15 protein-coding genes are annotated in these 15,431 nt (G+C 62.7%); 5 read left to right on the top strand and 10 right to left on the bottom strand.

Going from position 1 to position 15,431, the window contains the following annotated elements; genetic code table 11:
* Window positions 1-86 precede the first annotated feature (86 nt).
* Window positions 87-707 (bottom strand): transcriptional regulator BetI, encoded by a 621-nt coding sequence (gene betI / locus EOB36_RS22495; protein ID WP_128285715.1) that lies wholly within the window; start codon window positions 705-707, stop codon window positions 87-89.
* Between the two features lie 105 nt (window positions 708-812).
* Here betI and choX point away from each other — a divergent pair, with 105 nt between their 5' ends.
* The 3 genes from choX (at window position 813) to EOB36_RS22480 (ending at window position 4,026) form a co-directional block, all read left to right on the top strand.
* Window positions 813-1,751, top strand: a complete 939-nt coding sequence (gene choX / locus EOB36_RS22490) for a choline ABC transporter substrate-binding protein (RefSeq protein ID WP_128285714.1) — start codon at window positions 813-815, stop codon at window positions 1,749-1,751.
* Between the two features lie 62 nt (window positions 1,752-1,813).
* Window positions 1,814-2,587: an alpha/beta hydrolase gene (locus EOB36_RS22485; RefSeq protein WP_245467860.1), complete on the top strand. Its 774-nt coding sequence runs from the start codon at window positions 1,814-1,816 to the stop codon at window positions 2,585-2,587.
* Entirely contained in the window at window positions 2,584-4,026 is a 1,443-nt protein-coding gene (locus EOB36_RS22480; RefSeq protein WP_128285712.1) for an amidase, read from the top strand. Before EOB36_RS22485 ends, EOB36_RS22480 begins: the two co-directional genes overlap by 4 nt.
* Before the next feature lie 2 nt (window positions 4,027-4,028).
* Here the strand turns inward: EOB36_RS22480 and arsK are convergent, their stop codons facing one another.
* From arsK to rtcR, 8 genes are all read right to left on the bottom strand, one after another.
* On the bottom strand, window positions 4,029-5,264 hold the full coding sequence (gene arsK, locus EOB36_RS22475; protein ID WP_128285711.1) for an arsenite efflux MFS transporter ArsK: 1,236 nt from the start codon (window positions 5,262-5,264) through the stop codon (window positions 4,029-4,031).
* On the bottom strand, window positions 5,261-6,700 hold the full coding sequence (locus EOB36_RS22470; RefSeq protein ID WP_128285710.1) for an NAD(P)-binding domain-containing protein: 1,440 nt from the start codon (window positions 6,698-6,700) through the stop codon (window positions 5,261-5,263). Before EOB36_RS22470 ends, arsK begins: the two co-directional genes overlap by 4 nt.
* A 50-nt stretch (window positions 6,701-6,750) precedes the next feature.
* Window positions 6,751-7,071, bottom strand: coding sequence for a metalloregulator ArsR/SmtB family transcription factor (locus tag EOB36_RS22465; RefSeq protein ID WP_095485005.1), 321 nt, complete (start codon window positions 7,069-7,071; stop codon window positions 6,751-6,753).
* Between the two features lie 73 nt (window positions 7,072-7,144).
* Window positions 7,145-7,567: an arsenate reductase (glutaredoxin) gene (gene arsC / locus EOB36_RS22460; RefSeq protein WP_127288293.1), complete on the bottom strand. Its 423-nt coding sequence runs from the start codon at window positions 7,565-7,567 to the stop codon at window positions 7,145-7,147.
* Entirely contained in the window at window positions 7,564-8,253 is a 690-nt protein-coding gene (locus tag EOB36_RS22455; RefSeq protein ID WP_127288292.1) for an MIP/aquaporin family protein, read from the bottom strand. The genes arsC and EOB36_RS22455 overlap by 4 nt, the downstream gene beginning before the upstream one ends.
* A gap of 2 nt (window positions 8,254-8,255) precedes the next feature.
* Window positions 8,256-8,762 (bottom strand): arsenate reductase ArsC, encoded by a 507-nt coding sequence (locus EOB36_RS22450; RefSeq protein ID WP_128285709.1) that lies wholly within the window; start codon window positions 8,760-8,762, stop codon window positions 8,256-8,258.
* Between the two features lie 16 nt (window positions 8,763-8,778).
* Entirely contained in the window at window positions 8,779-9,111 is a 333-nt protein-coding gene (locus EOB36_RS22445) for a helix-turn-helix transcriptional regulator (RefSeq protein WP_095485001.1), read from the bottom strand.
* A 122-nt stretch (window positions 9,112-9,233) separates the two neighbouring features.
* A complete protein-coding gene (gene rtcR, locus EOB36_RS22440; RefSeq protein ID WP_128285708.1) occupies window positions 9,234-10,832 on the bottom strand; it encodes an RNA repair transcriptional activator RtcR in 1,599 nt (532 codons plus the stop codon).
* 207 nt (window positions 10,833-11,039) lie between these two features.
* Between rtcR and EOB36_RS22435 the strand changes: the two genes are divergently transcribed.
* Both EOB36_RS22435 and EOB36_RS22430 read left to right on the top strand, forming a co-directional pair.
* The gene (locus EOB36_RS22435) at window positions 11,040-12,599 is read left to right on the top strand and encodes a TROVE domain-containing protein (RefSeq protein ID WP_128285707.1); all 1,560 of its coding nucleotides are present in this window, start codon (window positions 11,040-11,042) and stop codon (window positions 12,597-12,599) included.
* Between the two features lie 866 nt (window positions 12,600-13,465).
* A complete protein-coding gene (locus tag EOB36_RS22430) occupies window positions 13,466-14,875 on the top strand; it encodes an RtcB family protein (protein WP_206637194.1) in 1,410 nt (469 codons plus the stop codon).
* A gap of 87 nt (window positions 14,876-14,962) precedes the next feature.
* On the opposite strand, the gene EOB36_RS22425 is transcribed toward EOB36_RS22430, so the two are convergent.
* Window positions 14,963-15,431 (bottom strand): energy transducer TonB (locus EOB36_RS22425; protein WP_164897585.1); only part of this gene is annotated, 469 nt, incomplete at its 5' end.

The raw sequence follows: 15,431 nt of genomic DNA, 5'->3' as shown, positions 1-15,431 counted from the left end.
AGCGCGCATGGCCGACCGCTCGCTGTTGCGCACAAGCTGGACGAATGCGGATGCTGCGCAACTATCAGTGCCGGCTAGCCGGCCTTCTAGGCGCCGACTGATGCGGACCGCATAACCGGCGGCAATTCGGCACTTGCCAGCCGCGCGGCGACATAGTCCTTGACCTGACGCAGCGCGTAGTCGCGCGAAACGCTGCCGGGTTGCAGGCCAAGCCGCAGCCATAGCCCGTCGATCAGCGTGGTGATGCCGAAAGCGATATCGTTTGCGTCAGCTTCGACAACAAGGCCACGCAGGCCGGACAGCAAATTCGAACGCATCCGGCTGTGGATCACGCGCTGAATGCGCTTCAATTTTTCGTCGCGCGGCACCTCCGCACATAGTGAGAGCCACGCATGACAAAGCGACGGCTGGAAGAAATGCAGCTCGAAATTGCCGTCGATCACGGCGTCGAGCCTTTCCATAGGCGTATGCGCGCCTTTCAGCCGTGCCACCACCGCATCACGCAGCACCAGGTTCGACTCGCGCATCGCGTGTTCGAACAGCTCTCGCTTATCCCTGAAATAATGCAGGACGATGCCCTTCGATGCGCCGGCCTGCGCCGCGACCTTCTCGATCGTCGCGCCGGCTATGCCTTCCCGCTGAAGCACGGCGAATGCTGCCTGGCGCAGTTCTTTGCGGCGGATGTCGCTGAGGCGGGTGAGTTTCATGATTGTTCCCGATGCAAATGCATATTGACATTCTAGTCCATCGAGATCAACAATTGACCAGTGGGACAATAATCAGACCAAATGGTCAACACGGGAGATATCGAAATGCTTCGCACCTTTCTTCTCAGCATGCCCTTGTGTGTTCTGGCGCTTGCGCCGCAGGTGAGCCAGGCCGCGGAACCGGAACAATGCGGAGCCGTCCGCATGGCCGAGCCTGGCTGGAACGATCTCGCCTTCACCACCGGTGTCGCTTCCGTGCTGTTCGACGCTCTCGGCTACAAGCCGCAGAGCACCCTGCTTGGCATAGACGTCATCTATGCCGCTTTGAAGAACAATGATCTCGACGTCTTCCTCGGCTATTGGGACCCGGCCATGGCCGCAAATTTTGCGCCGTACAAGCAGGATGGCTCGGTCGAGACTGTGCGCATCAATCTCGAAGGCGCCAAATACACATTTGCCGTTCCAACCTATGTCTGGGAAGCCGGCGTCAAGGATCTGGCCGACCTGCAGAAGTTCGCCGACAAATTCGAAAGCAAGATGTACGGCATCGAACCTGGATCGAACCAGTTGATGATGGACGCCATCGCCGACCCGAGCCTGGGTCTGAACGGATGGGAAGTCGTCGAGTCGAGCGAAGCCGGCATGTTGTCGGAGGTCGGGTATCGGATAAAGGAAAAGAACTTCATCGTCTTCCAGGGGTGGGCGCCGCATCCGATGAACACGATGTACGACTTCAAATATCTGACTGGCGGCGACAAATTCTACGGGCCCAATTTTGGCGCGGCGACCGTCAGCACCCAGGTGCGCAAGGGTTATCTGGAAGCCTGTCCGAACGCAGCGCAGCTCTTGAGGAACCTCAGCTTCGACATCGACTTCGAGAATACCGGCATGGGCTACCTGATCAATGACGGCATGGCGCCGCTCGATGCCGCCCAGAAGGCAATTTCGGAAAATGAGGGAAGGCTCGACGCCTGGCTGCAAGGCGTTACCACCTTCGACGGCAAGCCGGCACTCGACGCCGTGAAGGCAAAGCTCGGCCTGTGAACTCAGTAATGCAGGAGGGATGGGGCGGCCGCAAGCGAAGTGTCGCTATCGGCGGGACCGCCATGGCCTATATCGAGATCGGCGGCGCCGAGCCGCCGCTTGTCCTCATCCACGGCTTTACCGACACGAGCCGCAGTTTTTCCCTGCTCGTCCCCTATCTGGAAGGCCGCCGCCTGATCATTCCCGACCTGCGCGGGCACGGCGCCTCGCCGGCCGGGACGAGCGGCCTCGGGCCGGCCGATTTCGCCGACGACCTTGCCGCGCTCATTGCCAGGCTGCAGCTCGTGCAGCCGGTTCTGGTTGGACATTCGCTGGGCAGCATGATTGCCATCAAAACGGTCTCACGGCATCCGGCTTTGGCCGGTGGACTGGTGCTGCTTGCGGGCACGCTGCAGCCCGCAATCCCCGATGCCCATCCGATGGTCGTCGGGGTGCAATCGCTGCGCGACCCGATATCGCCGACGGACCCGTTCTATGCCTATTGGCACGCCTGCGAGGCGGATGTTCCACGCGACTTCCTCGCAATGGCGGCGGCGGAGGCGTCGACCATGCCCGCGCCACGCTGGCGCGCCATACTGGAGCAGGTGCGCCGCACCGATCTCACGGCGGCTGCGCGAAGCGTCAAGGTCGATACGTTGATCGTAAACGGCGGGCGCGACCCGCTGTTCGACAGCATGCATCGGCAGCGGCTGGTGGAAGCCTTTCGCACCGCCGCAGTCGTCGAAGCCGCCGATTGTGGCCACAACCCGCACTGGGAGGATCCGGCCCTGATCGCCGAGCTGATCTCTGCACATTTTCCGGCACACAAAGAGCCGAGGCAAATGAGCCAGCCATGAAGCTGCAGGAATATGCGGCGCTCGATGCCGTTGCGCTGTCCGAACATGTTCGCTCCGGCGACCTGTCCGCTGCCGAGGTCGTTGAGGCGGCAATCGAGGCTATCGCAAAGATCAATCCTGTCCTCAACGCTGTGACACTGGTCGATGTCGAAGGCGCTCGCTCCAGCGCAAGGAGCCTGGATCGGAGCGCTCGCTTAGCCGGCGTTCCTTTCCTCATAAAGGATACCGGTATCCACACGGCGGACTGGCCGACAACGCATTCCTCCGCCTATTTCAGGGATGCCGCGCCCAAGCCCGATAGCGAGATCGTTCGGCGATGGCGGACGGCCGGCCTGGTCTTCCTGGGAAAAACGAACACGCCGGAATATGCCAACGACTTCGTGACCGAGCCGGCCTTCCGCGGGTCGACACTCAATCCCTGGGATCTGACGATCACGGCTGGCGGGTCAAGCGGCGGGGCTGCCGCCGCCGTCGCAAGCGGCATGGTGCCGGTAGCGCATGGCTCCGATATCGGCGGATCGATCCGCGTGCCGGCGGCCTGCTGCGGCTTGTTCGGCCTAAAACCTTCCCGCGCCCTTAATCCTGTCGGCCCTTATCGCGGCGAGGTCGGAGCCGGACTCCATGCCGAAAACGTGCTTTCGCGCACGGTCCGCGACAGCGCCGCCATGCTGGATATGACCGCCGGCCCGGAACTGGGGGCGCCTTACCGCGTGTCCAGATCCGTGCCCTCCTATCTCGACTGGCTGCGCACGCCGAGCGAACGCCTGCGCATCGCCTGCTTGGGACGGCGAGCCGATGGCACTGATGTCACGCCCGAAATCAAGACCCGTTTTCTGGAAGCCATGGCGCTGCTCGAGGAGCTGGGGCACGAGGTGGAGGAAGCATCGTTTCCACCCGAGGCCGATTGCGGCGACGGCTGGAGCATCCTTTGGATGTCGGAGATCGGTCTGACCATCCGGGAACGAGCCGGTGAGATCGGCCGCATGCCGGGAAACGATGAAATCGAGCGACTGAGCCGCCACGCGCTGGAGCGCTTCGAACAATCCTCGGCGGCCGATTACCTCGATGCGCAGGGGTGCGCTCATCGGGCGTCCCTCGCCATGGCGAGGAAATTCGATCGGTTCGATCTGATCATGACGCCGACCACGGCCGAATTGCCGCCCCGCCTCGGCGAAATCAACGGCAACGGCGCGCATTTCGACTATGAGGGATGGGCAAACAGGGCCTACGGATTCGCACCCTTTACCGAGATCTTCAACGTCACCGGGCAGCCCGCCGCCAGTCTTCCGCTCTTTCAGTCCAACAGCGGCGTGCCGATCGGCATCCAGCTCGTTGCCCGCCAGAATGAGGATCACCGGCTGCTTCGCATTGCCCATGAGCTGGAGCAGGTAACGCAATGGCCGACGCGGCATCCGCCGATCTGGGCGGGGGAGTGTTAGGATCAGCTGCTATTGGCATTCACAAGAGGTATCGCAACCTCAAGAGGCTGCCTTCTGATCAGGATGATTGCCGAGAAAGCCAGTATGCCGAGCATGCCGACCGCTGCGGCCAGCCAGAGCGATGGTTGGACGCCCATGCCTGCCATCGCCATGGCGAGGGCAAAGGGTGCAAGCGCTGACGAGAACTGACGCGCCGCCGTCACCCAGCCGAGCCGGGCGCCGTAACGCTCCCGTCCGAACAGTTCCAGGGGAAGCGTGCCGCCGACGATGCTGGCGAGGCCCGAGCCCAATCCAAACAGGATGACGAAGGCGATGGCTCCGGCCACCGATGGTGTCGTCGCCAGCAGGGCGACAAGGCCGAGCGGCAACAAGGTCGCGCCGATGACCGCGAGCCAGGTCTGCGCCAGCCGGCCGCCGAACAGCATGTTGATCAGCCGGCTCGCCACCTGGGAGGGCCCGAAAAGCGTGGTTACGACAAGCCCGGCTGAGCCAAGCCCGAGCGCCGTCGTCAGCGGCACCATGTGAACGAGGATCGACGACAGCACGAACCCCTCGACCGCGAAGCCGCCAAGCATGAGCAGAAACACTCTGCTGCGGTCGCGCGAGGCAACCGCACCGCCTGCCGGCCCAATGGCCGCGGGTATCGGTGAAGCACTTTCATCTGTCCGATGCGACAGCCGTGCCAGCCAGGCATGGATGGGCAGGCAGATGGCGACATTGATGCCGGCAAAGACCAGGTAGACCTCGCGCCAGGTCAGGTATTCGTGCAGTGCCGCCGTCAGCGGCCAGAACAGCGTGGAGGCGAAGCCGGCGATCAGCGTCAGATGGGTGATGCTTCGCTGCGCCCTGGCTCCGCCGACCTGGACGATCGCCACGAAAGCGGCGCTGTAGAGCACGAACGCGGACGCCAGTTCCATGGCCATCAACGCCAAAACGAAGGTCACCCGACCGGGTGCTAGCGCGCAAGCAACAAGCGCTGCCGCCGCGGCAGCCGAGCCAAAGGTCATCACCCGGCCGGCGCCGAAGTGATCGGCCCAGCGCCCGGCTGTCGGGGCAAACAGCCCGCCCACCAGCAGCGACGCCGACAAGGCGCCGAAGACCCATTGTTCCGGCCAAGCGAACTCGAGCGCGATCGACGGCACCAGGATGCTAAAACTGTAATAGAGCGTGCCGTAGCCGATGATCTGCGTCAGCCCCAACGCCCAGAGTGCCGCAGCCGGGATCTTCCGGTCGCTCATTGAGCGGCATCCGCAATCTCGAGATCGCCGCTGCGCACTGCTGCGATCGCTTGCGTGCTGCCGCAGCCGCAGCCAGACTTGCCGCTCGCCTTTGCCTTGGCGTCGTCGACACAGCAGGCGTCGACAGCAGCCGGCGCTGGTCCGCCGCAGCAGCCCTGGGACGACGTGCTTGAAAGCGATACCGGCACCGTGCAAACGCCGGTCTCGGGCAACACCAGCTGCACGGCATCGGCCGCTTCCATGTCGCCGGCGATCGCCGCGGCGACCGAGCGGACCTGCTCATAGCCTGTCAGCAGCAGGAACGTCGGCGCTCGGCCATAGCTTTTGACGCCGACCGTGTAGAACTCGGGCTCGGGATGGCTGAGCTCGCGGTGACCATGCGGCGGGACATCGCCGCAGGAGTGCTCATTGGGGTCGATGAGCGGCCCCAGCGCCTTGACGCCTTCGAGCCACGGATCGAGGTCCAGCCGAAGCTCGCGGGTCAAGGCGAGGTCGGGGCGCTGACCGGTCGCGGCGATGATCCGGTCGACGGGCCCGAGCGTGCGCAATCCATCTTTTGTCTGCCCTTCGACAACGAGACGGCCGTCGACCTCGCGAATGGCAACCGTGGCAAAGCCAGTCACCAGCCGCACGCGCCCGCTTTCAGCGAGATGCCGGACATCCGAACCAAGCTCGCCCCGCGCCGGCAGGGCGTCGGCATCGCCGCCGCCATAGATGCGGACAAGATCGGTGCTGCGCGTCACCCATAATGCCGAGGTGCCCGGCTCGGTTTGTGCGAGCTCCGCCAATTCCAGCAAGGCGTTGGCGGCGGAATGGCCGGCGCCCACCACCAATGTCGTGCGGCCTGCATAGAGATGACGGTCGCGGCCGAGAACATCCGGGATGCCGTAGGCGATGCGATCTCCGAATTCCCTCTCACCTTCGGCCGGCAAGCCGCTGGCACCGAGCGGATTCGGCGTCTGCCATGTGCCGGACGCGTCGATGACGGCACGGGCGCTGTCCCGACGCGTGCCCGCACCCGTTTCGACCAGAAGCATGAACGGCCGCGTCTCTCGCGCTCTGCTCAGAACCTTGTCGGCTCCCCACCGGGAAATGGCGACAACGCGGGCATTGGTCTCGATCGACGGCGCCAGTTCGGAAAGCTTTGCGAGCGGCGCGAGATATTGGTCGACGATCTCATCGGCGGTGGGGAATGCCTCGGGCTCCGGCATTTGCCATCCGTGGCTCTCGAGAAGTTTTCGGGCGACCGCATCGACACAATAGCGCCACGGCGTGAAAACCCGCACATGGCCCCAATCCAGAAGGTTCGAGCCGACCGCGGAACCCGCCTCGTAAACCCTGACCGGAAGGCCGCGGCTGACAAGTTGGGCCGCTGCGGCCAGACCGACAGGTCCGCCGCCGATGATGGCGACCGGGAGATTACTATTGGGAGCCATGACGCACCTTCTATGCTTCTAGGACTATAGAAATATTGGCCAAAAAAGAGTTACGCAGCCGCCTCGCCGACCGCCGGACCGCATGCAGCGTCGGCACAACATTCGTCGGCAAGAAAGCCGAGCAGATCGTTCATGACGGGGTAATTGGCACGGCAGATCAAGGTCGTTGCCTGGCGCTCCTGGGTGACCAGGCCGGTCAGGATAAGCCGGTGCAGATGGTGCGACAGGGTTGACGCAGCGATGCCGAGGGTTTCCTGCAGATAACCGACGGGTCGTCCGGTTTCGCCTGCCCTCACCAGCGTGCGATAGAGGTTGAGCCGCGTTGGATTGCCGAGCGCCTCGAGCTGTTTTGCTGCTTGTTCGAGTTTCATGGAAATAAGGTAGCTCCCGCCGGCGCGTGCCGTCAAGTGCTATTTCCAAGATTCCCGAAATATCCGATTGCCCTCAGACGATGCGCCGCCCCGATGCATCGACCACCACTTCGCCGTCTTCCTTGGTGAACGGCCCGATACCCGGATTGGGCAGGATATCGAGAACCGCTTCGGACGGCCGTGCGAGCATGGTGCCGAGCGGCGTGACGACAATCGGCCGGTTGATCAGGATCGGATGCTTCAGCATGAAATCGACGATCTCGTCGTCGGTCCATTTGGGATCGCCGAGATTGAGCTCGGCGTACGGCGTACCCTTCTCGCGCAGCAATTCGCGCGGTGTCATTCCCATCGCCGCGATCAGCTCGACCAGCCGTTGGCGCGACGGCGGGTTCTTCAGATACTCGATCACCTCAGGCTCTTCACCCGACTGCCTGACGATGGCGAGCGTGTTGCGCGAGGTGCCGCAGTCGGGGTTGTGATAGATGGTGATAGTCATTTCGCGGCTCTCATCTGTCTGATTGGTTTAGGCTCGGTGAGCAGCCATCCTGCCAAGGCCATGGCAAGCAGTGCGCCCAGAAGTTCGGCGACGATAAACGCCGGCAAATCCATCGGCCGGATGCCCGCGAATGTGTTGGAAACCGCCCGCGCAATGGCGACTGCTGGATTGGCAAACGACGTCGAAGCCGTGAACCAATAGGCCGCCGTGATGTAGAGGCCGACGAGCCAGGGAATGGACTCCGAACGGAAGCGAAGTCCTGCCAGAATGGTGAAAACCAGACCAAAGGCGGCCACCAACTCCGCAATCCATTGTCCGTTTCCGGTCCGCACGGTTTGGGAGATCTGAAGAATCGGCAGTTCGAACATGGCGTGCGCCAGCAACGTTCCAGCGACGCCGCCGACAATCTGGGCCACGATATAGGCCAAAGCCGTGGTCGCGTCGATTTCGCGCCTCAGCGCAAAAACCAGCGTCACCGCCGGATTGAAATGCGCCCCGGAAATCGGTCCGAGTATGGTGATCAGCACCACCAGGATCGCTCCAGTCGGCAGCGTGTTGCCGAGCAGGGAAACAGCGACATCGTCCGTCAGTCTGTCGGCCATGATGCCCGAGCCAACCACCGTCGCGACGAGCATTGCCGTGCCGAGCGCTTCCGCGACGATGCGACGGGACATGTCAGCCGCCATGGTTAGCCCACTTTCGGAAGATCGCGACCGATCTCATCCAGTCGTTTCTGCAGGGCGAGCTTGTCGATCGTGTTCATCGGCAGGCTGACGAAGATCGAGATCCGATTGTTGAGCATGCGGTAGGCTTCGGCAAAGGCCAGGTGCTTTTCGGCGTCCGTGCCGTCCACGGCCGCCGGGTCGGGCACGCCCCAATGCGCCGTCATCGGCTGTCCCGGCCAGACCGGGCAGGATTCATTGGCCGCGTTGTCGCAGACGATGAAGACGAAGTTCATCTCGGGCGCGCCGGGAGCTGCGAATTCCTGCCAGTCTTTCGAACGGGCGAAGGACGTGTCGTGGTTGAGGGTTTTCAAAAGCTGGAGTGCGTAGGGATGGACCTCTCCCTTCGGGTGCGATCCGGCCGAATAGGCCCTGAACTTGCCGGCACCGACACGGTTCAGGATCGCCTCGGCGAGGATCGACCGTGCCGAATTGCCGGTGCACAGGAAAAGAACGTTGTATGGCTCACTCATGGCGTCGTCCTCCCTTCTAACAGTTGCAAGTCACCGCCTGAATGACCGGCTGGCAGAGCTCCGGCGCGCCGTTGCAGCAATCCTCCATGAGATAGGCAAGCAGATCGCGAAAGCCGGTCATGTCGGCGACGTAGCGGATTGTCCGGCCGTCGCGCTCTGCGCGCACGAGGCCGGCATGGTCGAGAACCTTCAGATGCGCCGACATTGTGTTCTGCACCGTGCCGAGGCGCGAGGCGATCTCGCCAGCGGGAACACCATCTGCGCCCGCCCGGACCAGCAGGCGAAACACTTCGAGCCTGGTGTCCTGGCCAAGCGCTGCCAATGCGAGAAGAGCGGTGTTCTTGTCCATGTATCGTAGAATCCGGAATTATGGATGTATATGGCGGGCATATGACAGTGAGATGACGATCGTCAACGCCGCCACGTATGGCAGGTGCAGCAGTACCGGTCCAGACACGCGGACGATATCTATCATCTTCCGGCGATGTCCTCGAAGTTCAGATCGAAGCGCATGAGATACTTGCGCAGCCGGTCGGCATCGTTGCCGCTGGTCTTTTGCAGTCGAGAGACCGCGAACAATTTTCGCCCCGCCGCGCTGATGGACTTGCTGTTGCGGCAAACCTCAAGCACTGCCGCAAGCTGCGCCCGGTCGAACATATCGATCTGGCTTTGCCGGTCGGGGCCGAGAACGTCCAGCAGGATCGCTTCCCGGTCGCTGGCGTCGCCGGCACGCCATAGTATCATCAGGCGGTCGATCTCGTCGCGCACGGCCTCTTCGTTGATGCGGCCAAGCGGCGCCAGAGTAGCCATCCGCGTGACGGAAGCCGAGAGGTCGCGGAAATTGGCCCGCCACATGGCATCAGGCGCCATGGCAAATTTCAGGTAAAGCTCGCGTGCTTCCTTGTTGAAGGTAGCATTCTGTCCCTCGCGCTCGCTGAACCGGCGGAGCTCGAATTCGAGGTTCGGCTCGATGTCCTCCTTGCGGTCGCGCAGGGCCGGCAGCTGGAAGGTCCACAGGTTTAGGCGTGCAAAAAGATCCTCGCGAAACTTGCCCTCCTTCACGCCGATCGACAGATCGCGATTGGTGCCCGCCAGTAGCTGAAAATCCGACATGACATCCTGATCGGCGCCGACCGGCAGGAAGCGCTTTTCCTCGATGGCGCGCAGGCACATGGCTTGTTCATCGAGACCGAGTTCGCCGATCTCGTCGAGAAACAGGACGCCCTTGTTGGCCGATTTCATCAACCCTGCGCGCTCGTTCTGGGCGCCGGTGAAGGCGCCCTTGACGTGGCCGAACAGCGTCGACATCGCCTGGTCGCCGCGCAACGTGGCGCAATTGACCTCGATGAAAGCACCGGAGATCTGCCGCTGCGCCTTCTTGAGTTCATAGATGCGCCTAGCCAGCTGCGACTTGCCGGCACCCGTCGGCCCAGTCAGCAGCACCGGCGCGCGCGACCTGATCGTCACCTTCTCGATCTGGTCGATCATCTGGTTGAAGGCGGGATTGCGGGTGGCGATGCCCGACTTCAGAAAGGACGTCGCCTCGTCACGTTCGGCGGCAAAGCGAGTGGCGATCGCATCATAGCGGGACAGGTCGAGATCGATGATCGAATGGCTGCCGGAAACCTCATCGCTGCCCTCGCGTCTGCGTGGCGAAAGCTGAAGCAAGCGCGCCGGGATGAAGCGCGCCTCGGTGAGCAGGAACCAGCATATCTGGGCGACATGCGTGCCGGTCGTGATATTGACGAGATAATCTTCCTTCTCAGGATCGAACGCATAGGCGCGGGCGAAATCACGCAACTCGGTATAGACCTCGCTGAAATCCCAGGGGTCCTTCATGCCGATGATGTGCGACCTGACTTCGGTTGCTGGCGAGACCTCCTCGATGTCGGCTATGACTTGCATGGCCAGCCGCTGCGACTGCACGTCGTGGATGAGTTCCAGCCGATCGATGAACAGCCCCGGTTGCTGGCAAAGCGCAACCGTTGGCCGCCATCGTTTCCAGCGGTCGTCTCGGCCGTTTGCATCGAGCGTCGTGCCAAGAATGCCGATCGCAACGCGTCTTTTCATATTATCCCAAAATATAAATGCCGAGATTTTTAGATCACTATACAGGCACTCGTCTGCGAAGTGCCAGAGGCAAAGGTTTCGATCCTGATTTTTCTTTCTCAACAATATCAAGCCGTTATGCCAAATTGAGTGGGCCAGAGCCGCACTACCCTTCAAACTGGCACGTCACTTGTAGTGCTGGTGGTGTGAAAATGAAGGATGAGAACAATGGCGAACAAATCCGTGTTTGCGACGATTGCAGGAAAGCTGCTCCCGCCAGCCGACACCAGGAACCATGAGGGCGCCCAGGCTTACCGCCTGTCGCCTCACCAGGCTCTGGCGCAGCTGGCGGCGACGGGAACGTTCAACGCGACCTTCTATGCCGAGCCGCGCGAGCAGCTGGACGAAGTGCTCAAGCTGGCCTGGCAGGTCGAGCCGGGATTTTTGGCGCGCACCGCCGTCCACGCCTTCGAGCAGGGCTACATGAAGGATATGCCGGCATTGCTGCTGGCGGTTCTCTCCTGCATGCCGGGCGACGAGTTCAACCGGGCGTTTGGAAGGATCGTCAGGAATGGCAAGATGCTGCGCACCTTCGTGCAGGTCATGCGGTCCGGCGCCACCGGGCGCAAGTCGCTCGGCACGCGGCCGAAGCGCCTTGTCCAGGTCTGGCTCGAGCAGGCACCCGATTACGAGATCATGCGGGCTGCGGTCGGCAACGATCCGTCGCTGGCCGATGTCATCAAGATGGTTCACCCGAAGCCGAAATCAGCTTCGCGTGAAGCGCTTTATGGCTATCTGATCGGCAAGCCGCATGAATTTGCGGCCTTGCCGGACGCGGTCAAAGCTTTCGAGGCGTTCAAGCGCGACCCGTCGCTGCCTGTGCCGGAAGTGCCGTTCCAGATGCTGACCTCGATGCCGCTGACATCAGTGCATTGGGTGCAGATCGCGGAGACGGCCGGTTGGCAGATGCTGCGGCAGAACCTGAACACTTTCGCCCGCAACGGCGTGTTCGAAGTGTCTGGGTTCGAGGAGAAGCTGGCGGCGCGCTTGCGCGATCCGGAAGAGGTCCGGCGTGCGCGGGTGTTCCCGTATCAGCTCATGGTGGCGTTCACCATGGCCGATGCGAAAGTGCCTGGCGTTGTCCGGGATGCGTTGCAGGATGCGATGGAAATCGCGCTTGGCAACGTTCCCCGGATCAAGGGCAACGTGGTCGTATGCCCGGACGTTTCGGGCTCCATGGCCTCGCCGGTGACCGGCTACCGCAAGGGCGCGACGTCGGCTGTCCGCTGCATCGACGTGGCTGCCCTGGTGGCCGCTGCGCTGCTGCGCCGCAACCCCACGGCCAGGGTCCTGCCGTTCGAGAACGATGTGGTTGATATCAGCCTCAACGCACGCGACACGGTGATGACCAACGCCGCCAAGCTTGCTGCCATCGGTGGTGGCGGAACCAACTGTTCGGCTCCGCTGGCACGGCTGGTGCGCGAGAAGGCGAAGGTCGACCTGGTGGTATTCGTGTCGGACAACCAGTCCTGGGTGGATGCTTCGGCGCATGCGCATCAGGGCACGGCGACGATGCAGGAATGGAACAAGCTGAAGCGATGGAACCCGGCAGCGAAGCTGATCTGTATCGACATCCAGTCGCATTTGACGACGCAGGCCAAGTCGCAGCCCGACATCCTGAATGTCGGTGGCTTCTCCGACCGCGTCTTCGACGTGGTGGGCACCATGCTGTCCTCGAGCGGCGACCCGGACCATTGGGTGCGAACGATCGAGGCGATCGAACTGTAAAAACGGTCCCGGCGGCGCGTCCGCCGGGACCACCGGGACAAAAAACGGGGGCATGACGAATGCCGATGGAACTACAGGCTGCTCACCTCCAGGTCGCGGGTTCGAATCCCGTCGGGTCCGCCACTATGGACCCGTAGCTCAGCGGTTAGAGCGGGACGTTTCGTCAATCTTGTCGTCATGCCCGACGGCTTTTTGCGCGGCTCCGGCCGCAACTGAAGAAAGGAACTGAACATAAGGCATGACGGGATGCCGGTGGAACTACAGCTTCAGGTGCTCCTTACGCAGGTTCGATTCCTGCTGTGCTCGATCGAGCATGTGGCCGAGTGGTCAGGCGGGAAACGTTTCACCAATACTTGCCGTCATGACTTGAAAAAGCCGCGGCGAATGCCGGATGGAACTACAGCATACGATGGGATGCTCCGTGAGGTTCGACTCCTCACCTCGCAGGCGCTCTCTGGCACGAGCGGGACTCCCGGGTTTCATCTTCTCTTGTCGCCGCGGCGACCAATAAATGGCGAATGCAGGCAGGACTACAGGTAGAAGCGTCCGCGTCGAAAGGCGCGGAAGGTCGGGTGTTCAAATCACCCCTTCCGTCTTCGGACGGGAGTGGCTCAGAACGGTCCTGCCGATCCTTGTCGCCAGATCGAAATGAAAGGACGAATGCCTGCGAGACTACAGGTAGACGCAGCCCGCTGCGGAGCAAACACGCATGCGGGTGCCGAAAGGCGTGAGGGTTCGTGTCCCTCCTTCGCATCTTAGCGAAGTGGCGGAAATGATGTCTCGCATTCCCTTGTCGTCCGTCCGCAATATGCAGTGCTGCCCAGGCAAGTATACCGAAAGTGGCAGTCATACCGAAAGTGAAAGACATGGCCGAGATTTTGAGTGGACAGGATTTGATCGACGCAGGCATGCCGCAGGGCAAGTGGTTCGGCAAGGCGCTCGCCGCCGCAAACGCGGTGCTGGAGAATGGCGGATCGCAGGGCGATGCGCTGGAGGCCGCGCGTGGTTTCGCGCCACCGCCGGCTCTGTCGCTGCATGCGGCTGCCTCCATGCCACTGCATCTGAACATCCGGGCCGAAACACCTGAGGAAGCCGCCAATGTCGAATCGGTCACGCGCAGCATGACCGAGTTGATGCGCACGCCGGTGATCCGCGCCGGCGCCATCATGCCGGATGCCTGCCCGACCGGCCCGTCGGGCACCATTCCGGTCGGCGGTGTCGCCGTGTCCGAGGCGATCCACCCCGGCATGCATTCGGCCGACATCTGTTGCTCGATGGCGATCTCGGTATTCCCCGGCGTGGCGCCTGCCGCGCTGCTCGATGCCGTCCATGCGGTTACCCATTTCGGGCCGGGCGGACGTCCGCGCGGCCAGCAGATCCGGCCGGCCAAGGAGGTCTTCGAGCGTTTCGAGGCCAACCCCTTGCTGCGCGATATGACCAGTGCGGCAATCGAGCACTTCGGCACCCAGGGCGACGGCAACCATTTCGCCTATGTCGGCACGCTGAAGTCGAGCGGCGAGACGGCGCTGGTCACCCACCATGGCTCGCGCTCTCCGGGCGCCCGGCTCTACAGCAAGGGGATGAAGATCGCCGAGGGCGTTCGCAAGACCCTGTCGCCGGAGACCTTGCCGCAGAATGCCTGGATCCCAGCCGACACCAGGGAGGGCGATGAGTATTGGGATGCCCTGCAGACGATCCGCGAATGGACCAAGGGCAACCACATGCTCATCCACGATATGGCGGCCGAGCGTCTGTCGGCGAAGGTGTCGGACCGGTTCTGGAACGAGCACAACTTCGTTTTCCGCCGCTCGGACGGGCTGTTCTACCACGGCAAGGGCGCCACCCCGGCTTTCGACAACTGGGCCGAGGACGCGACCGATCTGACGCTGATCCCGCTCAACATGGCGGAACCGGTGCTGATCGTGCGCGGCAAGAATGCTGCCCATGGACTCGGTTTCTCGCCGCACGGCGCCGGGCGCAATTTTTCGCGCAGCCAGCACCGGCGCATGCAGGCCGGGCGCAGCGACGCCGATATCTTCGCGGAAGAGACGAAGGGCACCGATGCCCGCTTCTTCTCGGGCGTGACGGATATTTCGGAGCTGCCGAGCGCCTACAAGAACGCGGCTTCGATGCGCCGCCAGATCGAGCATTTCGGCCTGGCGAAGATCGTCGACGAGGTCATGCCCTATGGCTGCATCATGGCCGGTGACTGGGAAGCCAACGCCCCCTGGCGCAAGAAAAGGGAAGCGCGCTCGCAAGAGGGGCGTCGGCCGTAGCGAAGACGTCGCCGGATGCGGACTGCAATGGTCCGCATCCGGCAAAGACGACCTGGATCCGGAAGAACCGGTCCTCGGTCGTGCTGCCTAGTTGCGCAGGTTGAACACGAAGGGCGCCGTGCGACTTATCCGCGAGCCGAGCTCTGGCGGCGGCGTGGGCACTTTGGCACCTTGCAGCGCGCTGAGCGCCGCACGATCGAGGTCGGCATCGCCGGAGGAACGAGCCAGCCGGGCGGATAGGACTCGGCCGGATCCGTCGACCGTAAAGGTGACTTGCGGACTACCCTCCGCGCGCCGGGCTTTCGCCGCCCTCGGATAATCCGTGTGCCGCCTGATCCATGCACCCAGGCGCGAGTCCCACTTGGATGAGTCGCCGCGTCTCGAGGCCGCCGCTTTGGCCGGTTTGGATGCGGCCGCCCTGGCTGCGGGTTTCGCAGCCGGTGCGGCTTTCTCCTTTTTCGGGCGCTGTCTGGCCTCTCTGACCGGCTTCTTCGCCTTGACCTCAGCCGGCTTCTTCACCTCGGCCTTTGCCTGCTTCTTTGGCTTGGCCTCGACG

The organism is Mesorhizobium sp. M6A.T.Cr.TU.017.01.1.1, assembly GCF_004023115.1.
GTDB lineage: Bacteria > Pseudomonadota > Alphaproteobacteria > Rhizobiales > Rhizobiaceae > Mesorhizobium > Mesorhizobium mediterraneum.
The sequence above is the reverse complement of the archived record's forward strand: the minus strand, read 5'-3'. Positions and strand labels throughout refer to the sequence as shown.